Source organism: Mesorhizobium sp. WSM4823, from assembly GCF_055811195.1.
On record NZ_JBVVQL010000003.1, the window covers coordinates 176,214 to 194,502 of the forward strand.

The following is an 18,289-nucleotide window of genomic DNA, read 5'->3' on the forward strand; positions in this document are numbered from 1 at the left end:
GCCCTCACGCACTTAACCAATCGTTTTTTCCAGCATGTTGATCCAGTTGCGATAGGCGATCTTCTCGATCAGCGCCCGACCGAAGCCCCGCGCGGCGAACGCATCGATGAGCTTCGGCAGGCCGGTGACGTCGCCGATCGCAGCCGGGATCATGGCGCCGTCGAAATCGGACCCGAGGCCGACGCCGTCTTCGCCCAGCGCCTGCAGCAGCGAATCGACATGGCGCACCATGATGTCGAGACTGGTGTCGGCATTCATCCTGCCGTCTTCGCGCAAGAACCCGGTGGCGAAATTCAGCCCGACCATGCCGCCCGACTCGCGAATCGCGCCGAGCTGCCAATCGGTGAGGTTGCGGGAATGGCTGCAGATCGCATGCACATTGGAATGGGTCGCGACCAGCGGTGCGTCGCTGATCTCGGCGACGTCGCGAAACCCTTTTTCGTTGAGGTGCGAAAGATCGACCATGATCTTGAGTTGGTTGCAGGCCTTGACCAGCGCCTTGCCGGCATCGGTCAGGCCCGGCCCCGTATCGGGCGTCGACGGAAAGCGGAACGGCACGCCGTGGCCGAAGGCGTTCGGCCGGCTCCAGACGATGCCGAGCGAGCGCAAGCCGGCCGCATGCAGCACGTCGAGCATCGTCAGTTCGGGGTCGGTCGCCTCGACGCCTTCGATATGAAACACCGCCGCCATCGAACCTTGCGCCATCGCGTTTCGCACGTCGCCGGCGCTGCGGCAGACGGTAAGCGCCGATGCTCGTTCCAGCCTGAACAGGATCGAGGCCATGGCGATGGTGGAATTGAGCGCAACGGCACGGGGGAGTTCCGGCGGCAACGGTTCGTCGTCTCTTGGTGCTGGCGGCACCGCGCTGCGTTTGGCTCTCTCGACCGGCGGCGGAAAAATCGCGAACATGCCGCCGGCAAATCCGCCCCTCTTCGCCCGCGGCAGGTCGATGTGGCCGCCTTGCGTCCCCTCGATGAACAGCTTCTCGACGTCCGCGTCCTTCGACTGATAGAGCCTGAGCAGCGTGTCGTTGTGGCCGTCGAAGACGGGAACGAGATCGGTTTCGGTCATCAGGGGATCATTCGGTTCGATTGGTCGGGCGGGCAATACACCTACTTAGGCAAGACGATACCCACTAGGCAAGACCGATACCCACGAGACGAGACCGGCGACCTACGCGAATGCCTCGGCGATGCATGCTCTTGTGGCTGCCCCGACTATCATCGCGCGCCAAGGCCTATGGGGTAGGATCAACGCTATCGCTTCAGCACGTCGGCCCATTCCTGGTGGCGACGGAACTGGGCGTTGGCGAACGGGCAAAGCGGGATGATCTTCTTGCCCGCCGCACGCGCGTCCTCGACGGCGCGGGTGACGAGGCGAAGCCCCGCACCCTGGCCGCGAAACGCATCCGGGACCTCGGTGTGGTCGATGATGATCTGGTGCTCGCCGATCTTGGTGAACGTCATCTCCGCCTCGGCGCCATCAGGCCCACGCAAGAGATAGCGGCCCTTGGAGCCGCGGTCCTCGAGTTCGATCTCCGGCAGTTGGTCAGGCATTGCTATGCTCCTTCAGCCGGCATAGCGGACAGGAACCGCCGTGCCGCCTCGATCTCGTTCGACTGCACCTCATGGCCGCCGTCGTGCCACTCCACTGTGACATCGGCGCCATCGGCACGCAAATAGGCCTCCAGCCGCGATGTCAGGTTGGGCGGGCAGATGGGATCGCGCCTGCCTGCCGTGACCAGAATGCGGCGGCCGGCGAGGCTGCCCTCGATCTCCGGCTCGAACGGGATCAGCGGATGCATCAGCACCGTCGCATCGAAAAGCGTCGGTGCCGCAAACACCACCGAGGCCAGGATGTTGGCGCCGTTGGAATAGCCGAGGCCAAGCACCAACGAGGGTTTCGCCGCCTCGACATGCGCCTTGACGAAGCCAGCCATCTTGTCGGTCGCCCGCGCCAGGTCGCCCATGTCGTAGACACCCTCGCCAGCGCGGCGGAAGAAGCGCGCAGCACCTTGTTCCGAGACATCGCCGCGCGGCGAGACGATGGTCGCCTGCGGCGAGAGATCGCGCCCAAGCGATAGCAGCTGGCTCTCGTCCGCCCCAGTGCCGTGGAAGACGAAAAGCAGCGGTCCATCAGGCGGACCGGACAGCACCTTGTGGATGTAAGCGTCCTTGCTCATGACCTTGTCCTCAGTCTTCCAGCTTCTGCAAATGCTGTTCGAGATAGGGCCTCAGATGCTGGTGCTGCGTCGGCAGCTTCAGCGCCTCGCCGAGATGGGCCATATCCTCGTCGCGGTCGAAGCCCGGCTCGTTGGTCGAGACCTCGAACAGCACGCCACCAGGCGTGCGGAAATAGATCGCCCAGAAATAGTCGCGATCGATCACCGGCGTTACCTGGTAACCAGTGTCCATCAGCGCCTTGCGCACTTCGAGCTGCTTGGCGCGGTTTTCGACGGCGAAGGCGACATGGTGAACGGAGCCAGCGCCGAGGTCGGCAAAAGCAGCGCCCGGCAGCGACTCGATGTCGACGACATTGGCTCCATTGCCGTTCCTCACCGCCAGCCGTCTGACATTGCCTGCCTTGTCGATCTCCTCATAGCCCATGAATTTCAGCAGCTCTTCGGTGGCGCCGCCATCCTTCAGCCTGAGCGACACCGAGTGAAAACCGCGGATCGCCTCGTCGGCGGAAATGCCAGCTTTTACCCAGGGCGCTCTGGTGTCCGCCTTGTCTTCGACCAGCGCAAACCCGTCGCCATCGGGACCGGCGAAGGCAAGCCGTTTTTCGCCGAATATCTCTTCGCGCGACAGTCCCGTGACGCCCTCATCGGCAAAACGCTTCTCCCAATAGGCGAGCGTGCCCTGGGGCACGGAATAGATCGTCGTGCCGACCTCGCCGACCCCGTGGCGGCCCTTGCCGATGTTGGGGAACGGGAAATACGTCATCACCGAGCCGGGCGTGCCGACCTCGTCGGCATAGTAGAGGTGGTAGACATCCGGCGCGTCGAAATTGACAGTCTTCTTGACCCGGCGCAGGCCGAGCTTTTTTGTGAAGAATTCGTTGTTCTGGCGCGCATCCTTGGCCATCGAAGTGACGTGATGCAGGCCCTTGATTTGGTCGAGCATTTTCCTGCTCCTTCCCTTGTTCCGTGCGGCCCATGCCGCGGTCCACGCCAATATGAGGATACAGCCGTCATTGACAAAGGCCGCAAACGCAGAATGGACTGTGCTGTAAAAGTGAACAATCCGACGACTATGTTCACTTCTCGGAAAATCTGTCAGGCTTGCGCCGTCACCAAATTTCGGCTCCATGAGCGGCACGCTACACATTGAAAGATACAGCGAATGGCCGAAAGAGGCAGACGCCCGAACATTCTCCTGATCACCTGCGACCAGTGGCGCGGTGACTGCCTGTCGGCTGTCGGCCATCCGGTTGTGCGGACCCCGAACGTCGACGCACTCGTTGCTGAGGGCGTACTGTTCAGAAAACATTATGGCGGGACCGCACCCTGCTCGCCGGCACGCGCCTGTCTCTACACCGGCCTCTACCAGATGAACAACCGTGTCTGTCGCAACGGCACGCCGCTCGATGGGCGCCACGGCAACATCGCGCTTTCCCTGCGCGGTCTCGGCTATGATCCGACGTTGTTCGGCTATACCGATGTGTCGCTCGATCCGCGTATGCTGGCACCGGGCGACCCGCGGCTGAAAAGCTACGAAGGCGTGCTGCCGGGCTTCACCGCGCGCCAACTCCTGCCGGAGCACCAGAAACCATGGCTGTCCTGGCTCAAAACACGCGGCGTCGATGCCGCTGTCGGCTTTCCCGACATTCATCGCCCAGCGGGCGACATCCATGGTGGCAGGGTGGAAGGCACGGTGACCAACGCGCCGCCCATCTACTCGAAGGACGAGACCCCAGCAGCATTCCTGACCGGCGAGTTCGTCCGCTGGCTCGGCGAACAGGAGCGCGATACACCGTGGTTCGCGCATCTTTCCTTCCTCAGCCCGCATCCACCCTTCATCGTGCCGGAGCCTTACAACAGCATGTACGACCCGGCCGACATTACAGCCTTCCGCCGCGCCGCGAGCTGGCAGGCCGAGGCAGAAAGCCATCCCTATCTTGCCTATGATCTTGACCGGCAGCAGCGGGCGAATTTCCGTCCCGGCGCCGACGGCAAGGTCCGCGATTGGGGCGACGACAATTTTCGCCGCCTCCGCGCGCTCTATTACGGTATGATCTCGGAAGTAGATGCGCAGCTTGGCCGCATCTGGCAGGCGGTCAAGGCGGCGGGTTCATGGGATGACACCATAATCGTGCTAACCTCGGACCACGCCGAGATGATGGGCGACCATTTCATGCTGGGCAAGGGCGGCTTCTTCGACGGCAGCTTTCACATTCCGCTGATCATACGCGACCCGCGTCGCCGCACAGCGGCCGGCACTAGCATCGACCGCTTTACTGAGGCGGTGGACATAGTTCCGACATTGCTCGATCTGCTTGACCAGGAAACGCCGCCACATCTCGATGGGCACTCGCTGAAGCCATTCCTGGACGCCAGAGAGCCTGACACCTGGCGCGAGGCCGCCCACTGGGAGTTCGATTTCCGCTCGGTTGCCGACGGCGATGCCGAACAGCATTTCGGCATAGGTCCACGCCAGTGTAATCTCGCAGTCGTCCGCACGGAAAAATTCAAATATGTACATTTCGGCGGCCTGCCGCCGCTGCTGTTCGATCTGGAGAAGGATCGAGACGAATTAACCAATGTCGCTGCCGATCCGGCCTATCTGCCGGTCCGGCTGGAGCTTGCCGAAAAATTGCTCGCCTGGCGGGCCAAACATCTCGACCAGTCGCTGGCGCTTGCCGAACTGACCGAGGATGGCGTTGTCGGCCACGTCGCAGGTCTGCTACCTTTCCAGTCGTGAGAAAGGCCCGCGCCGTTGCCGGCACGGGCCTTTTTCATCGTGGGAGCAAACTACCGCATGATCATGCGCTGCTCGTCGCGCTTCTCAGCATAGGTGCCCTTGTCGTAGGCGACCTGCGCTTCGAGCTGCTCCTTGGTGAAGTTCGTATAGAGATAGCGGTTGCCATCCTTGTCGGTCATGAATTTCAGGTTATCCATACCGATCGCCACCTCCTTCTCGCCGACGCCTAGGAAACCGCCAACGTCGATGACGACGGCATCGACCTTCTTGTCGCCCGTCAGCACGACGTCGCCAATCTCACCGACGTTGACATCATTGGCGCCATAGACGGTGGTTCCAACCAAATCCTCCGACCGGATTTTGTCGACCGGCATTTCGGTCAGCGCCGACTTGTCTATCGCCGCGGTCTGGGTCTGGTCGGGAGCTGACGCGTCAGGCGCTGTTGCAGCGGGAGCCTCGGCCTTCTGGTCCATTGGCGCCGGAGCAGCGGTGTCGGGCTTTGCCTCAGGGGCTTGCGCCGTCTTCTCCGCCGGTGCTGGAGCCGCGGTGACGGTAGGAGTGGTGGCTACCGGCGCCGCCGCGTCATTCGATGCGGTGGTTGCCGGGGCGGGATCATAGGACCTGCGGTCGAAATCCGGCAACGCCTCCAGATCCTCCTTGGTCGTCTCGGCCACTAGCCAGCGATCGCCATCCCTCTCCGCCCATTTGGCCTTGTCGAACTGATAGGCCACGTTCTTTTCGCCAACCTCAAGGAAGCCGCCGACGCCAATGATCAGCGACTCGGCCTTGCCGTCCTTGGCCAGGACGATGTCGTTCACGTCGCCGATGTTTTGAGCGTCGTCGCCAGTGCCGTTGTAGACGGTTTCGCCAATGATATTGGTGGCAAGGTTCCCATCGGCGCGTTTCACGGGTTCGGCCGGAGCCGCCGGAGCGTTCTGCGCGGTGGTGTCGGTCGAGCCAGATGGAGCGGCAGGAGCCGCAGCCGTGGTGTCGTTGGCCGCAGGAGCCGGATCATAAGGCTTGCGATCAAAGTCCGGCAGAGCAGTCAAATCGTCCTTTGTCGTTTGGGCGATCAGCCAGCGGTCGCCATTCCGTTCGGCCCATTGCAGCTTGTTGTAATCGAAAGCGACATTCTTGGCGCCAACGCCAAGGAAACCGCCCACGCCGATGACGACAGACTTCGCCTGACCATTTTCATCGAAGACGACATCACTGACATCGCCAATGTTCTCGGCGTCGTCACCTGTCCCATTATAGACCGATTCACCGATGATATTGGTTACCAGGCTGCCTTCAGCGCGTTGAACGGGTGCAGCCGGAGCGGTCTCCTGAACTGCCGGGTCTTGCGACGGTGCCGGGGTTGTGGACGACTGCGCATAAGCACCGGTCGCAAGCAACGCTGCGAGTGCGGTTGTGGTTAAAAGGGTGCGGATCATCGTAATCTCTCCTCGTGCGTTATTCATACGCGCCACGCCCCGCCGGGTGGGAGATCGGTCGCGGCGTCTTCACATATTCACAACGTCGTGACCACGCCGTTGTTCCGACACCGTGGCGCGCACCGCGAAAAAACAATCCGAATCGCTCTCGAAGATGCAGTCGGCCAAGGAGGTCGCTGCTGTATTTTTGCCAGAGCTGCGGAACTTTTTTTCAGTCGCCCCGTTTTAGCCTGCGGCTGGGTCTGTCCTGGCCGATGATGGTCGATGGTTGCCAAGAAAAAACGGAGCGGGGGGATGCGATTTGCGGCGGTGCTGAACCAGGAGGGCGGCACCTTGCGCACAATTGACCTTTCCGCCTTCACAGACCGAATGCGCCAGAAATTGGAGGCAGCAGGTCACTCCATCGATATCGACGTCGTTGCCGGCAAGGACATCGTCGCGACGTTGGACCGCGTTACGTCGAAGCGGGGCATCGACATTGTGCTGGCCGGCGGCGGCGACGGCACCATTTCGGCAGCAGCGGCTCGGTTGATGGGCAGGAAGACGGCACTTGCCATTTTGCCGGCCGGCACGATGAACCTGTTTGCGCGCGGGCTGGGCATCCCACAAACGGTTGACGCGGCTGTGGAATCCTTTGCCGACGGCGACGTGATCGCAGTCGATATTGCAACCGCCAACGGCCGCCCGTTCGTTCATCAGTTCTCGATCGGCATGCATGCCAAGATGGTTCAGCTTCGCCAGACCATGGAGTTTGGCTCGCGATTGGGAAAGATGCGGGCTTCAGTGAAGGCTGCCTGGGCGGCGATCAACAACCCGTCGGCAACGAAGGTGACGCTGACCATCGGCGAAGCCGAGATTGTGACGCGCACTACTGCCATCGGCATCACCAACAATCTGTTTGGTGAGGGTCATCTGCCCTATGCCGACAATCCCGCCGGCGGCGTGCTCGGCATCTATATCACGGTGGCGCGGCGGCGTGGCGAACTGGTCGGGTTCCTCTTCGACATGGCGCGCGGCAAATGGCGCGACAGCGAGCACGTCGAAATCCACCAGGCCGACCGAGTCGTTTTGAAAGTCCATTCGAAGGCCAGGAGACTTCGCGCCGTCATGGATGGCGAACTGGTCAGGCTTGACAGCGAAACGACGATCGAAATCCATCCTGGCGCGCTGAAGGTTCTCGTCCCGGCATGCGTTGCCCAAGCGAAGGCTGCGTGATGCACCCCCGCACGGCCAACAGGGAGGCATCAGCCTTTGGGAAGCTGTTCGTTCCCAGGAAGCTCGCCCTGTTCGGTGGTCGGCGTTTTGTCTATCATGTTGCCGTAAATTTCCGCGATGCCCCAGGCGATAAATGCCAAAAGCAGCGCAGCGATCAGGATACGGAAAGTGTGCCACCCCCATCGTCCCTGGCGGGCTTTGTCTTCAGGAACGGTCTTGGGCATGATCGGCCTCCATATCGATTGGTGCAGGCATGTCGTTTGGCGCGGAAATGTCGTTTGGCGCCGGCGGGCACGGCTGGGCAAACGTGGTTGGGTAACGGTTCCTCAAGGCGAAGGTTCCGGTTTCGGAGCCAGGCAACGGACCTAGCGCGAATGGCTGCAAGCTGATGCACCTGGGGGCCTTGTGGATAGCAGGGTAGAAAAAAAACCGAATCTGCCGGTCAATGTCCTTAGCGCCGTAAGGGCCCAGGATCGACTTGCCGTACTCCACGGTCTCGACGCATTCGACACGGCGGCCGATCCTGACTTCGATCATATCACTCGACTCGCCGCCGCAGTGATGCAGGCGCCAATCGCGCTGGTGACACTGCTCGACGCCGAACGGCAATGGTTCAAATCCTGTGTCGGACTGGATGAAACCGAGGCTGCTACCGATACATCTTTCAGCGCCCATGCCATTGCCGCCGCCGACGGGCCGATGGTGGTGACCGATGCGACCACGGATTCACGTTTCAACGCCAGTCCGCTGGTCACTGGCGAGCACCATATCCGCTTTTACGCGGGTGCAGCGATTGTAGTGGCCGGCGCCCGGATCGGCACGCTCTGCGTGCTTGACCGAAAGCCGCGCGCGTCCCCGTCTGCCGCCAAGCTCAAACAATTGACAACGCTCGCCAGCCTCGCCGCCAGCCTGTTCACATTGAAGGACGCCACCCGCAACGGCGCCAGCGCCGCAGCCGCGCTGGCGCGCGAGGAAAAACGGCGCGGCATTGCGCTCGATGCCGCCTCGCTTGCCAGCTGGGCATGGGATATTCACACCGATATGATTGAGTGCGATGTCCGGCTGTCCGAGTTGTTCAACCTGCCGCGCTCGACCCGGCTGAGGGCGCGCGATATCCTTGCCGCCATCGACCCACGCGATATCTACCAGACCGAGACGCACTTTCGCGACGCGCTGGCCGGCGGTGACGACTATTTTGGCGAATATCGCATCAAGGGCTTCAGTCCGCCACGCTGGGTGGCTACGCGCGGTCGTGTCATCGAGCGCGACAGCCACGGCAAGCCGACGCTGATCTTCGGCGTCAATTATGACGTCACCGAACGCAAGCTCGGCGACGAGCGGCAACGACTGTTGCTGCGCGAGCTGAACCATCGCGTTAAGAACACGCTGGCCACCGTTCAGGCGCTGGCGACGCAGACGGTTCGCCATGCCCACCAGCCGAGCGAGTTTCTTGAGGCGTTCAGCGCCAGGCTTCAGGCGCTGGGCGCTGCCCACAGCCTGCTGTCCGACCGCGAGTGGCGCGGCATCGGTATTCGCGAACTCGTGCAGATCGAGGTCAAGCCGTTCGACACCGCCGCACAGCCGCGCATGACGATCTCGGGCGCCGATCTCCTGCTTTCGCCGGATCAGGCAGTCGGGCTCGGCCTGATCCTGCATGAATTGGCCAGTAATGCGCTGCAATACGGATCATTGTCGGCGGCTGCTGGTAAGGTCGACCTCGAATGGAAGGCACAAGGCCGCAAAGGCGCACGGCGCCTGGTGCTGACCTGGCGCGAAAGCGGCGGGCCCGAAGTTGCCTCGCCCGAACGCCACGGCTTCGGCTCGATCCTGATCCGCCGCAGCCTGGCCAAGGTCATCTCCAGCGAGGTGACCCACGAATTCCGACCGGAAGGCGTGTTCGCTGAGATATCGATGCCGCTGGAGGATCTGTCGAAGTGACGTTGCCGCGATTGTCTGGACGCGAAATGCACAAAAAGAACTAAGTGGACCGCAAGAACTTGTCAGACGCGACGCACTCTTAGGCCATGATTCCGAACCCGAGGTCCGGGTCGGCGAAGAGTGCAGCTTGGTTCTCGGATAAGGCCGGACAAGAGTCCCATCCCGGGACGGGACAGGATCCTGAATCGCTGCGAATTATTTTGCTTCGCCGGCATCCGGATCGTCGGTGTCGGGCTTTGTGTTCTCGCGGTAAATGGCGTAGGCGGCGAGTGCAATCGCTGGGCCGAGAATGGTGCCAAGGCCGCCCTTCCCCTTGAGCAGCGTCGGCAGCACGGCCAGCGCGGCCGTCATGCCGACCGCCTTCATGTCGGCATTGCGCCTCTGCGCTCCGCGTCGGGTGCGCGCGCCAGCCGACAGCTTATGGATGAGCAGGAGGAGCCCTGCAATCACCAGGAAGCCGGCGCCGAAACCAAGGCAGGCTGTTATCGGCCCGTAACGGCCCGCCACCCAGACGTAGGCAGCTCCGATGAGGAACCCAACCCCGCACAGCGCTGCAAGTGCCGCGAGCGCATAGACGATGGCAGCCGTGCGTGCGCGTCGCACGGCTGCCATGGTTTCACCCGCGGCGAACCCCGAGATCAGCGATGCCAGCATTCCCATCTGGCTGAGGCTAACGGCGCGCGAGAAGCGCGAACAAAAAGCCGACGCCTGCGGCAATCGCCAATGACGTCACTGGCTTTTCGCGCACGCTCGCCGCCACTTGCGCTTCGATGTCCTTGGCGTTGCCGCGCAGGGTGTCGAACGCCGCTTCGCCCTGGGCGCGCAATTGTTCGACGCCTTCGGTAGCGGCGCGACGAGCAGCCCCGTAACCATGTTGGCCGGTCTCGGCCAGCTGTTCGGTGAGTTTCTGGATGTCGGCTTTCAACTGCCTGATGTCGGCTTCAAGGTCCGAATTCGTCCGGCTTTCGTTCGGGGACTTTCCTGCGGCAGTCGCCATCACTTGACTCCTTGCGTTTTGCTCGGGTCGAAACGTTCAATCCCCCCCAAGGTTCCGAAATAGGAACAAGGTCTATGAAAGGTTGTTTTCGAAGGTAAGTCCAGCCGGCTGGTCTTCAGCCGGGCGCTCAGATCAATGGCCGGCGATCTTCGTTCAGCCCTTCCCAGCGTGCGAGTTCCTTGAGCCCGTCGCTGTCGACCACCTCGCAGCCGCCGTCGCGCCAGAGGATAAGCCCGCGATCCATTAGTTTGCGGATCGTCTTGTTGGTGTGGACCAGCGACAGGCCGAGCGTATCGGCAACGTGCTGCTGCGTGATCGGAATCTGCAGGGGGGTCCTGCCATTGAGCCCGACCGTCCTGGCGCGGCTGGAGATGAAGGCGATAAGATAGGCTGCACGCTCGAGCGCGGTGCGCCTGCCGATACTGAGCAGGTTTTCGTCCAGCATGCGCTCCTCCCGCGAAGCGATCCAGGTGATGTCATAGGCGAGGCCCGGATGGCCGCGGTAGAGTTCGGGAAGGACTTCTCGATCGAAGACGCAGAGCAGCATCGGCGACAGCGCTTCGACGGAGTGTTGCATCTCGCCCATCAGGCTCCCCTGCAAGCCGATGAGGTCACCAGGCATGGAATAATTCATGATCTGACGGCGGCCATCCGACAGCAGCTTGTAGCGGAATGCCCAGCCCGAAAGCACAGTGTAGAGATGAGCGCTGCGGCTTCCCTCAACCAGAACCGTAGCCCCCTTCTCGACGGCCAGTTCGCCCTTCTTGACCGTGTCGACGAAGACAAGTTCCTCCTTCTCGAACTCCCGGAACGCCGGCAACGGCCGCAGTGGGCAGTTGTCACATGAATAGCGGCGGGTGGAAAAAGAACGGCCGTTCTGGCTAGGCATCAATCCCCCTTCGAAAGCGTCGCCCTCTTCCAAAGAGGCGAGAGCAAACGCCCTGTGGCCACGGAGGTTCCGTCATCTGGGACGGCATGTCTTTTTTAAATGACAGAACGCCAAATAACTTTAGATGACAGGAACCCAAATACAGACCATGACTCCCCTGTTGCCTGCGTTTGCCCTTTTTCTACGCGCCACGGAGACACTGCCACGTGCCACCCTTGCTTGACGGATTGCGGATACTTGTTTTGGAGGATGAATTCCTGATCGCCATGGATGTCGAGCAGCTTTGCCGCGACTATGGCGCCGGCGAGGTGATCATCGCCCGCGATCTGGCTGAAATCGATCGAAAGAGCATCGCCTCGCAATTCGATGCGGCCATCGTCGATCTCATGCTAGGCGGCACTTCGACGCTCGATTTTGCTTCACGGCTGCGCGAATCGGGGGTGCCCTTCGTCTTTGCGTCGGGCTATTCGGACATGGACGAAATCAAGGTGTCCTTTCCCGATATCAAATTGGTCGCCAAGCCCTATTCGGGAGACGATCTGGTGCAGGCGGTGGCGGCGGCGTGCGGGCGCGGACCCCTTGCTTGATGCCCGAACTTGCTTGATCTTGAAGCTCTGAGGTGCGGAAAATCGGCGGCCGTATTCAGGCGGCGTTCGACCCCGTCACCTGAGCCGAAATCGCATCCGGGCCAAACTCGTCATCGGCGGAAATCTTCAGGATTTCCTGCAATCGGGTGCGGGCTCGGCTGACGCGGCTCTTGATCGTTCCGACCGCACAGCCGCAGATCTCGGCGGCTTCCTCATACGAAAAGCCCGAAGCGCCGATGAGAATGATGGCTTCGCGCTGGTCCTCGGGCAATTGCTCGAGCGCGCCACGAAAGTCCTTGAGATCGAGCTGGCCGTGCTGGGCCGGATGGACGGCAAGCCTGGCCGTCATGACGCCGTCGCTGTCCTGCACCTCGCGACCGCGTTTGCGCATCTGCGAATAGAATTCATTGCGCAGAATAGTGAAAAGCCATGCCTTGAGATTGGTGCCTGGCTCGAAGCTTTCATGCTTGTCCCAGGCCTTGACCAGCGTTTCCTGCACCAGATCGTCGGCCTTGTCAGCGTTTTGCGTCAACGACACGGCAAAGGCTCGCAGGCTCGGAATCGAGCCGAGCAGATCCGTCTTGAAGCTCTGGGAGACGGCCGCCATGCCTCAGTCCTTTTTTCGTGCGGGTTGGGCCTGTTCCAACTGGCTGAGCAATTGGGCGAAGCGATCCGGCACACTGTCGGAGACCAGCTCGTCATAATACTGTTTGAGTTTTCGGCCGATTTCCGAGTTTGGCCCGAGCGGGTCGCCGGAAGCAGCCCGGCGCCTGGGTGGAGCGCCAGCCGTGGTGTCTTTCGTCATGTCTTCATTTTGCCCTTTATTTCCAGTACCTGCCGCCTTTCAATACACGACGCAAAGCAAGCGGCACCCCCTCGTCTGGTTGCCCATCCGATCTCAAACGCCCTCCCCTTATATTAGTTCCAAAGCATCGGAACTTTTTCGGAAAGCCGGCGTTTGTATCTCTAGCGCCGATTTTCGGGGCTTGTAATCGGCTTGGCCCGCAATTTATGCAATTACGTCAGAGGGAGACGTCCATCATGAGCCTATCCGCAACCATCGCACCGCACCTGCCGTTCCTGCGCCGCTTCTCGCGGGCCGTTTCGGGATCGCAGGAGAGTGGCGACGCGCTGGTCGCCGCGATGCTCGAAGCCATCATTGCGGACGTTGACATCTTTCCGAACGCGTCGAGCGACCGCATCGCGCTCTACAAGGTCTTCGCCAAGCTGTTCACCTCGGTCGCCATCCGCGTTCCGCAAGAACACCCACAGTCGGCGTGGGAACAGCGCGCCGCCGCCAATCTGAACGCGATCTCACCCCGTCCCCGCCAGGCCTTCCTGCTGGTCGCCGTCGAAGGTTTCAGCGAAGACGAGGCGGCAGAGATTCTCGACGTTGACGATCAGGAGTTCTCCGAACTTCTGGCCGAAGCCAGCAACGAGATTTCCCGCCAGGTGGCAACCGATGTTCTGATCATCGAGGACGAGCCGCTGATCGCCATGGACATCGAGCAAATGGTCGAAAGCCTCGGCCACCGCGTCGTTGGAACCGCGCGCACTCATGCCGAGGCGGTGGCGATGTTCGCAAAGACGCGACCAAAGATGGTGCTGGCCGACATCCAGCTTGCCGACGGCAGCTCGGGCATCGAAGCGGTGAACGAGATCCTGTCGTCAACGCCGGTGCCGGTGATCTTCATAACCGCCTTTCCGGAGCGCCTCTTGACCGGCGAGCGGCCGGAGCCGGCCTTCCTCGTCACCAAGCCGTTCAATCCTGACATGGTCAAGGCGCTGATCAGCCAGGCGCTGTTCTTCGACCGACACGCAAAAGCCGCTGCATAGATTGCTCGTTTTCCACAGATGAATCAGGTTGGCCGCTTGTGGCGAGCAAACGTCGCTTGCGCGCCGAACTTCGCCTGCGCATGACGTTTGAATTCGGGCCGAAAGATTTCCAAGAACGCCTTTTTCGGGAAATGGCGGAACAAACGGCAGCGAGCAACGTTTTTGCCGTACCATTTGAAGGAGATCGATCATGCTTTACTGGGCGCTGGTATTTCTCGTCGTCGCGATCATTGCAGGCGCTCTTGGTTTCGGCGGCATCGCCGGCACCTCGGCCGGTATAGCGCAGATATTGTTTTTCATCTTCCTCGCGTTCCTGATCATCTCGCTTATCGCCGGCTTGTTTAAACGAGCGTCGTGAACGCTCAGTGCGATCGAACACTGGGAGCCGCACCCCTCAAGCGGTTTCCAGCTACCGCCGAGCGGTGTTCTTAACGGAACGTCGCTCGGCGGACCGCTTTTTGGGAACCCATTTTTTCGTCAGCCGTTCAGCCTGGATTGGGCGGATAAGGGCCGATGCAATCCAGACCCGGAGATACCAAAGACAGCGGACGGAGTGATGAGATCATCGCTTTGCGTCCCGCTGAAAGTGGGATGCAGCTTGGCCGGGCCCTTCTTCACGCGTTGCACAATGCCGGCATCTCGGTTCTCTACCAGGATCGCGAGATGAAAACCGTCTGGGCCCGCAACATGCGCCCGCCATGGGCTTCCGATGCGGCCGACAGCGACGGCATCCTGCCGGTGGCGCAGGCGGAGCGTATCGGCGCGGCCAAACGCAACGTCGTCGCATCAGGCAATCCGGAACATCTTGAGCTCAGCATTCCCGCCGACGACGGCGTACGCTGGTTCCAAATATGGGTAGACGCCGATCGCGACGACGGCGGCGCCGTGCAGGGCGTCGTCACCACCATGGTCGAAACGACCGAGCAGAAACGTCGCGAGCAGACCTTGAAGACGCTGCTGCGCGAGGTCAGCCACCGCTCGAAGAACCTTTTGGCCATCATCCAGAGCATCGCTACCCAGACCAGCCGTTATTCAGACACGCTCGGTGATTTCCTGACGCGTTTTCGCGGCCGGTTGCAGTCGCTCGCCTCATCCCAGGATCTGGTGACCTCTTCCAACTGGCGGGGGGCGGCACTACGCGAACTCGTGTCCGGCCAAGTCGGCCGCTATGGAGCCGAGCCCTCGCACAGCCTGCGTTTCCGGGGTGCAAATCCATACCTCAACCCTAATGCCGCGCTGCATATCGGCTTGGCCATGCACGAGCTGGCCGTCAATTCGGTCAGCTACGGCGCTCTGTCGCGAGCTGACGGATTCGTTGAGGTGACGGCTGATCTGACGGCTGCTTCCGCTGGCGAGACCGCCCTTTCGCTGACATGGGCCGAAGCCATCGGAGCCAATGACAATCAGCCCAACGAGAAGCGTTTTGGCAGCGTCGCGCTCGAGCGCATCGTGCCTGCGTCGTTGAACGGTACGGCGACATTTGAAATCACTGGGGACCGCCTCGAATATCGCCTTGTCGTTCCCCGCGGCAATTTCGAGATGGATTGAACGGACAACGTTCAGCCAAACACGGCTCAGGATGAACCCGGCCGCGCCGGCTTTAACCACCTGTTCACCATAACGTCCGATGCTGTTTTCCCAAACACCGCTCCGCACGTCGTTTTCGATCGCAGTTTGCTGCGCAGCAAGGGAGGAATGGCTTTGACGGTTGCCGACATCGACAGGCTGGAACAGGCCGCACGCGTTTCGATGGGAGGATTTCAGGATCTCGAAGCATCCGCCATGCCGTCGCCTCGTACGCCCGGTTACGCCGCAATCGCGCTGGCTGCGGCGGTCGTTCTAGCGGCCGCGTTCCAGTTGATCTAGAGCACCGACCCAAAGTGGCCGGCGGCTTCGCTTGCCTTATGTCGACTTGTTTCTCCAGTCAGTCGCGCGCCAGCCTGCATCGCAGGAACTTTGGCGGATGATGCCCGTTCTTATGGCGAGAGGACTGTCGCCATGGAACATATCGCTGCCCTGCTGCTGGTCATTGGCTGCTCCAACACGATGACCGAGTGCCGTGAACTGCCGGTATCGGTGAGCGTTTTCGAAACCGCTCAGGAATGCACCGCCGAACGCCCGTTTGCGTTGGAAGACGTGCAAGGTCAGGCTCCGCGCATAATTGCCAAATGCCTTTCCGTCGATCCGGCGCTGGAGGATGATTACGACCAGATCGTCTGGAATGTGCGCCCGGACGGCACGCTCGACGCTTCCGTGGAGATTTCCGACCTTGTGGTTGCCTCGAACGATGCGAGCCAGAAACAAGATTCTCTTAGCCAATAACGAAATCGAACAGGCAAAGCCCTTTTTCGCGTGGTAAGTGACGGGTGGAGCTACAAGTGAGGACAAAAGCGAGGAGTAACTCTATGCGGAAGATGATTATTGCCATGGTTGCCTTGGTCGCGGTCAGCGGTTGCAGTACCACCGAGCAGGATGTCGGCGTCGGCGCCGGTGTCGGCGCTCTGGCTGGCGGCCTGATCAACGGCGGCAAGGGTGCGCTGGTGGGCGCAGCCATCGGTGCCGGTTCCGGCCTGCTGGTGCGCAACCTGCGCAATGGCTATTGCCAATACCGTGACAACCGTGGCCGTCTCTATACGGCTCGCTGCTGATCCGTTTCAAAACGCATGAGCAATAAAAGCGGAGACCGGCTCGTCCGGTCTCCGTTGCTTGTGCCCACCAAAACGGTCGCCTTGCGGCAACTTTTCAGCCCGAAAGTGGAATCCTGATTTCCACGTTCAATCCGCCATCGTGAAAATCGCGATTGATCGTACCGCGCAATTCGCGTGTCACGTTCAAGTCGATCAGCTTGGTGCCAAAACCGGTTTTAACAGGCGCTTCAAGCTTCTTCTGGCCGAATTCGCGCCAGTTGAGAACCAGCGTCCTGTCTCGCCTGCGGCCTTCGACCGACCAGTCAACCTTGAGCGGCCAGTCGCCCTTTTTAGCATTGGCCGAATTGCCGGTTTCGCCATATTTCAGCGCGTTCGTCGCCAGTTCGTGAAAGGTCAGGCCCAACGCTTGCGTCGTCGTCTCGTCGAGCAGCACCTCCGGCCCCGACAATATCCCCTCGGGAAGCTCCTTGCCGAACACCTGGCCGAGCTCGATGCGCAAAAGATCGCCTAAATCGGCCTTCTGCCAGCGCGAACGCGTCAGCATGTCCTGGGAGGCCGCCATCGCTTGCAGCCGGGCCGAAAAAGATGACGAAAACTCCTGAACGTCGGTAGCGTGCGACGCCGTCTGGCGCGCGATCGCCAGCACCCGCGTGATCGAGTTCTTGATGCGGTGCTTCATCTCCTGCAGCATCAGATCTTTTTCGAGCAGGCTTTTTTCCGTCGTTTCGTGAAGCAGCGAGACCGCGTCGTAGGCCCGCTCCTGATAGCGTGCCACCAGCGCGATCGTTCCCGCGAGCAGCAGCCCGAACAGGCCGAGCATCACCGGAATGGCGCGCGAGGACGGCTGCGAGAAGGCGCTTGTCGGCCTGAACAGGACAGTCCACGGACGCCCGGCGATGGTGACCTTACGGGAAACCAGCAGCCTGTCGCCGAAAGTCGACACCGGCGGCGTTTCCGACTGGAACAAAAGATGGTCGGCATCCACCTTGCCGTCATAGATTTCGATGTTGACCGGCAGCAGCGGCGTCCGGCTGAGCGCTGTCTGGAACAGATCGCGGGCGCGGAAGGCTGCATAAAGAAAGCCTGACGTCGAGGATCGGGACGCATCGATGCCGTCCGGCGCGGTTTCGACGTTGAGTCGCACGAAAACCAGGAAGCCGGTGAAGGTCTGCGCAGCACCTGTTTCCTGGCCTAGCTGCACCCGCCCGCTGGCGTGTTGCTGGTCGTCGGCCATCGCCCTTTCGATCGCCTCGCGCCGCACCGGTTCGGTGAACATGTCATAGCCGATGCTGGATTGATTGGAAGGATCAAGCGGCTCGAACATCACGATCGGCGTGCGCCATGGCAGCGCCGTCGTAGCCGGATAGATGGGATGGCTGGCGCCATAGTCTTGCAGGATGGCACGCTCGACCGCTGCCTCGTCGCCGGCTCTCGCCAACCGGAGAAAGCCGATGCCGCGCAGGCCGGCGAAATTGTCGTCAATATCGAGCGCGTCGAAGAACGCCTTGAATTGGCCCCGCGAAATCCCGCCATTGCGAGCGTTGAACAGCGCCTGGGTCGATCGCAGCAGCGACAGATGCAGGTCGATGCGGCTATCGATCCGGTTGAGCGCGTCGTCCGCCGTCGCTTCGAATTTGATGCGCGCAGCTTCCTGCGTCGCGAAATAGGCGAATCCTGCCATCGTCAGGCTGATCAGCGCGACGGCAATGAAAGCGACGATCGGGAAGAACTTCTTCAATTGCTGATGCGGCCCATGCGGTTCCCCATCTTTATGCGCAAGTCGTTGCGCCAACACAATGGCGAGGCCAAGCCATCATGGCG

At 61.2% G+C, this 18,289-nt stretch carries 22 protein-coding genes; 10 read left to right on the plus strand and 12 right to left on the minus strand.

The features are described from left to right. Nucleotides 1-12 precede the first annotated feature (12 nt). The 4 genes from AC0L26_RS09485 to AC0L26_RS09500 all read right to left on the minus strand — a co-directional run bounded on the left by AC0L26_RS09485 (nucleotide 13) and on the right by AC0L26_RS09500 (nucleotide 3,125). Nucleotides 13-1,071, minus strand: a complete 1,059-nt coding sequence (locus AC0L26_RS09485) for a dipeptidase (RefSeq protein WP_473632301.1) — start codon at nucleotides 1,069-1,071, stop codon at nucleotides 13-15. 185 nt (nucleotides 1,072-1,256) lie between these two features. Continuing rightward, nucleotides 1,257-1,556, minus strand: coding sequence for a GNAT family N-acetyltransferase (locus tag AC0L26_RS09490; protein ID WP_352927781.1), 300 nt, complete (start codon nucleotides 1,554-1,556; stop codon nucleotides 1,257-1,259). Between the two features lie 2 nt (nucleotides 1,557-1,558). Beyond that, complete coding sequence (locus tag AC0L26_RS09495) at nucleotides 1,559-2,182, minus strand: alpha/beta hydrolase (protein ID WP_473632302.1); 624 nt, start codon at nucleotides 2,180-2,182, stop codon at nucleotides 1,559-1,561. A gap of 10 nt (nucleotides 2,183-2,192) precedes the next feature. After that, nucleotides 2,193-3,125, minus strand: coding sequence for a VOC family protein (locus AC0L26_RS09500; RefSeq protein WP_473632303.1), 933 nt, complete (start codon nucleotides 3,123-3,125; stop codon nucleotides 2,193-2,195). 219 nt (nucleotides 3,126-3,344) lie between these two features. On the opposite strand from AC0L26_RS09500, the gene AC0L26_RS09505 reads away from it, so the two are divergent. Further along, nucleotides 3,345-4,922, plus strand: coding sequence for an alkaline phosphatase family protein (locus AC0L26_RS09505; RefSeq protein WP_473632304.1), 1,578 nt, complete (start codon nucleotides 3,345-3,347; stop codon nucleotides 4,920-4,922). A gap of 50 nt (nucleotides 4,923-4,972) precedes the next feature. Here AC0L26_RS09505 and AC0L26_RS09510 read toward each other — a convergent pair whose 3' ends face one another. Continuing rightward, nucleotides 4,973-6,358 carry a PRC-barrel domain-containing protein gene (locus AC0L26_RS09510; protein ID WP_473632305.1) on the minus strand — a complete coding sequence of 462 codons (1,386 nt, stop codon included), beginning with the start codon at nucleotides 6,356-6,358 and terminating at the stop codon, nucleotides 4,973-4,975. A gap of 294 nt (nucleotides 6,359-6,652) precedes the next feature. On the opposite strand from AC0L26_RS09510, the gene AC0L26_RS09515 reads away from it, so the two are divergent. After that, nucleotides 6,653-7,573 carry a diacylglycerol/lipid kinase family protein gene (locus AC0L26_RS09515; protein ID WP_473632306.1) on the plus strand — a complete coding sequence of 307 codons (921 nt, stop codon included), beginning with the start codon at nucleotides 6,653-6,655 and terminating at the stop codon, nucleotides 7,571-7,573. 29 nt (nucleotides 7,574-7,602) lie between these two features. Here AC0L26_RS09515 and AC0L26_RS09520 read toward each other — a convergent pair whose 3' ends face one another. After that, on the minus strand, nucleotides 7,603-7,797 hold the full coding sequence (locus AC0L26_RS09520; protein ID WP_352927798.1) for a hypothetical protein: 195 nt from the start codon (nucleotides 7,795-7,797) through the stop codon (nucleotides 7,603-7,605). 181 nt (nucleotides 7,798-7,978) lie between these two features. Between AC0L26_RS09520 and AC0L26_RS09525 the strand changes: the two genes are divergently transcribed. Further along, nucleotides 7,979-9,511, plus strand: coding sequence for a sensor histidine kinase (locus tag AC0L26_RS09525; protein ID WP_473632307.1), 1,533 nt, complete (start codon nucleotides 7,979-7,981; stop codon nucleotides 9,509-9,511). A gap of 195 nt (nucleotides 9,512-9,706) precedes the next feature. Here the strand turns inward: AC0L26_RS09525 and AC0L26_RS09530 are convergent, their stop codons facing one another. From AC0L26_RS09530 to AC0L26_RS09540, 3 genes are all read right to left on the minus strand, one after another. Further along, on the minus strand, nucleotides 9,707-10,171 hold the full coding sequence (locus AC0L26_RS09530; protein WP_473632308.1) for a hypothetical protein: 465 nt from the start codon (nucleotides 10,169-10,171) through the stop codon (nucleotides 9,707-9,709). Nucleotides 10,172-10,181: 10 nt separating this feature from the next. Continuing rightward, complete coding sequence (locus AC0L26_RS09535) at nucleotides 10,182-10,508, minus strand: ElaB/YgaM/YqjD family protein (RefSeq protein WP_352928753.1); 327 nt, start codon at nucleotides 10,506-10,508, stop codon at nucleotides 10,182-10,184. Nucleotides 10,509-10,635: 127 nt separating this feature from the next. Further along, entirely contained in the window at nucleotides 10,636-11,397 is a 762-nt protein-coding gene (locus tag AC0L26_RS09540) for a Crp/Fnr family transcriptional regulator (protein ID WP_473632309.1), read from the minus strand. 266 nt (nucleotides 11,398-11,663) lie between these two features. Here AC0L26_RS09540 and AC0L26_RS09545 point away from each other — a divergent pair, with 266 nt between their 5' ends. Beyond that, nucleotides 11,664-11,984 (plus strand): response regulator, encoded by a 321-nt coding sequence (locus AC0L26_RS09545; RefSeq protein ID WP_473632702.1) that lies wholly within the window; start codon nucleotides 11,664-11,666, stop codon nucleotides 11,982-11,984. Nucleotides 11,985-12,039: 55 nt separating this feature from the next. On the opposite strand, the gene AC0L26_RS09550 is transcribed toward AC0L26_RS09545, so the two are convergent. Together AC0L26_RS09550 and AC0L26_RS09555 are read right to left on the minus strand one after the other, a co-directional pair. After that, on the minus strand, nucleotides 12,040-12,591 hold the full coding sequence (locus AC0L26_RS09550; protein ID WP_352927812.1) for a sigma-70 family RNA polymerase sigma factor: 552 nt from the start codon (nucleotides 12,589-12,591) through the stop codon (nucleotides 12,040-12,042). Nucleotides 12,592-12,594: 3 nt separating this feature from the next. Continuing rightward, nucleotides 12,595-12,789 (minus strand): NepR family anti-sigma factor, encoded by a 195-nt coding sequence (locus AC0L26_RS09555; protein ID WP_352927815.1) that lies wholly within the window; start codon nucleotides 12,787-12,789, stop codon nucleotides 12,595-12,597. Nucleotides 12,790-13,025: 236 nt separating this feature from the next. Between AC0L26_RS09555 and AC0L26_RS09560 the strand changes: the two genes are divergently transcribed. From AC0L26_RS09560 to AC0L26_RS09585, 6 genes are all read left to right on the plus strand, one after another. Next, complete coding sequence (locus AC0L26_RS09560; protein WP_352927818.1) at nucleotides 13,026-13,820, plus strand: response regulator; 795 nt, start codon at nucleotides 13,026-13,028, stop codon at nucleotides 13,818-13,820. Between the two features lie 190 nt (nucleotides 13,821-14,010). Continuing rightward, the gene (locus AC0L26_RS09565) at nucleotides 14,011-14,178 is read left to right on the plus strand and encodes a DUF1328 domain-containing protein (RefSeq protein ID WP_023797107.1); all 168 of its coding nucleotides are present in this window, start codon (nucleotides 14,011-14,013) and stop codon (nucleotides 14,176-14,178) included. Between the two features lie 155 nt (nucleotides 14,179-14,333). Then, on the plus strand, nucleotides 14,334-15,368 hold the full coding sequence (locus tag AC0L26_RS09570) for a sensor histidine kinase (protein WP_473632310.1): 1,035 nt from the start codon (nucleotides 14,334-14,336) through the stop codon (nucleotides 15,366-15,368). Nucleotides 15,369-15,515: 147 nt separating this feature from the next. Continuing rightward, entirely contained in the window at nucleotides 15,516-15,686 is a 171-nt protein-coding gene (locus AC0L26_RS09575) for a hypothetical protein (RefSeq protein ID WP_473632311.1), read from the plus strand. 132 nt (nucleotides 15,687-15,818) lie between these two features. Continuing rightward, nucleotides 15,819-16,142 (plus strand): hypothetical protein, encoded by a 324-nt coding sequence (locus tag AC0L26_RS09580; RefSeq protein WP_473632312.1) that lies wholly within the window; start codon nucleotides 15,819-15,821, stop codon nucleotides 16,140-16,142. Nucleotides 16,143-16,225: 83 nt separating this feature from the next. Further along, nucleotides 16,226-16,468: a YMGG-like glycine zipper-containing protein gene (locus AC0L26_RS09585; protein ID WP_473632313.1), complete on the plus strand. Its 243-nt coding sequence runs from the start codon at nucleotides 16,226-16,228 to the stop codon at nucleotides 16,466-16,468. 94 nt (nucleotides 16,469-16,562) lie between these two features. Here the strand turns inward: AC0L26_RS09585 and AC0L26_RS09590 are convergent, their stop codons facing one another. Then, nucleotides 16,563-18,206 (minus strand): CHASE domain-containing protein, encoded by a 1,644-nt coding sequence (locus AC0L26_RS09590; protein ID WP_473632314.1) that lies wholly within the window; start codon nucleotides 18,204-18,206, stop codon nucleotides 16,563-16,565. Between the last annotated feature and the right edge of the window lie 83 nt (nucleotides 18,207-18,289).

What these genes read in the sequence shown, in the direction of transcription:
- AC0L26_RS09585 (WP_473632313.1), top strand. Translation starts at nt 16,226, where the DNA reads ATGCGGAAGATGATTATTGCCATGGTTGCCTTGGTCGCGGTCAGCGGT.
- AC0L26_RS09575 (WP_473632311.1), top strand. Translation starts at nt 15,516, where the DNA reads ATGGCTTTGACGGTTGCCGACATCGACAGGCTGGAACAGGCCGCACGC.
- AC0L26_RS09510 (WP_473632305.1), bottom strand. Translation starts at nt 6,358, where the DNA reads ATGATCCGCACCCTTTTAACCACAACCGCACTCGCAGCGTTGCTTGCG.
- AC0L26_RS09535 (WP_352928753.1), bottom strand. Translation starts at nt 10,508, where the DNA reads ATGGCGACTGCCGCAGGAAAGTCCCCGAACGAAAGCCGGACGAATTCG.
- AC0L26_RS09540 (WP_473632309.1), bottom strand. Translation starts at nt 11,397, where the DNA reads ATGCCTAGCCAGAACGGCCGTTCTTTTTCCACCCGCCGCTATTCATGT.
- AC0L26_RS09555 (WP_352927815.1), bottom strand. Translation starts at nt 12,789, where the DNA reads ATGACGAAAGACACCACGGCTGGCGCTCCACCCAGGCGCCGGGCTGCT.
- AC0L26_RS09530 (WP_473632308.1), bottom strand. Translation starts at nt 10,171, where the DNA reads ATGGGAATGCTGGCATCGCTGATCTCGGGGTTCGCCGCGGGTGAAACC.
- AC0L26_RS09580 (WP_473632312.1), top strand. Translation starts at nt 15,819, where the DNA reads ATGGAACATATCGCTGCCCTGCTGCTGGTCATTGGCTGCTCCAACACG.
- AC0L26_RS09505 (WP_473632304.1), top strand. Translation starts at nt 3,345, where the DNA reads ATGGCCGAAAGAGGCAGACGCCCGAACATTCTCCTGATCACCTGCGAC.
- AC0L26_RS09495 (WP_473632302.1), bottom strand. Translation starts at nt 2,182, where the DNA reads ATGAGCAAGGACGCTTACATCCACAAGGTGCTGTCCGGTCCGCCTGAT.
- AC0L26_RS09515 (WP_473632306.1), top strand. Translation starts at nt 6,653, where the DNA reads ATGCGATTTGCGGCGGTGCTGAACCAGGAGGGCGGCACCTTGCGCACA.
- AC0L26_RS09560 (WP_352927818.1), top strand. Translation starts at nt 13,026, where the DNA reads ATGAGCCTATCCGCAACCATCGCACCGCACCTGCCGTTCCTGCGCCGC.
- AC0L26_RS09550 (WP_352927812.1), bottom strand. Translation starts at nt 12,591, where the DNA reads ATGGCGGCCGTCTCCCAGAGCTTCAAGACGGATCTGCTCGGCTCGATT.
- AC0L26_RS09520 (WP_352927798.1), bottom strand. Translation starts at nt 7,797, where the DNA reads ATGCCCAAGACCGTTCCTGAAGACAAAGCCCGCCAGGGACGATGGGGG.
- AC0L26_RS09500 (WP_473632303.1), bottom strand. Translation starts at nt 3,125, where the DNA reads ATGCTCGACCAAATCAAGGGCCTGCATCACGTCACTTCGATGGCCAAG.
- AC0L26_RS09545 (WP_473632702.1), top strand. Translation starts at nt 11,664, where the DNA reads ATGGATGTCGAGCAGCTTTGCCGCGACTATGGCGCCGGCGAGGTGATC.
- AC0L26_RS09485 (WP_473632301.1), bottom strand. Translation starts at nt 1,071, where the DNA reads ATGACCGAAACCGATCTCGTTCCCGTCTTCGACGGCCACAACGACACG.
- AC0L26_RS09490 (WP_352927781.1), bottom strand. Translation starts at nt 1,556, where the DNA reads ATGCCTGACCAACTGCCGGAGATCGAACTCGAGGACCGCGGCTCCAAG.
- AC0L26_RS09570 (WP_473632310.1), top strand. Translation starts at nt 14,334, where the DNA reads ATGCAATCCAGACCCGGAGATACCAAAGACAGCGGACGGAGTGATGAG.
- AC0L26_RS09565 (WP_023797107.1), top strand. Translation starts at nt 14,011, where the DNA reads ATGCTTTACTGGGCGCTGGTATTTCTCGTCGTCGCGATCATTGCAGGC.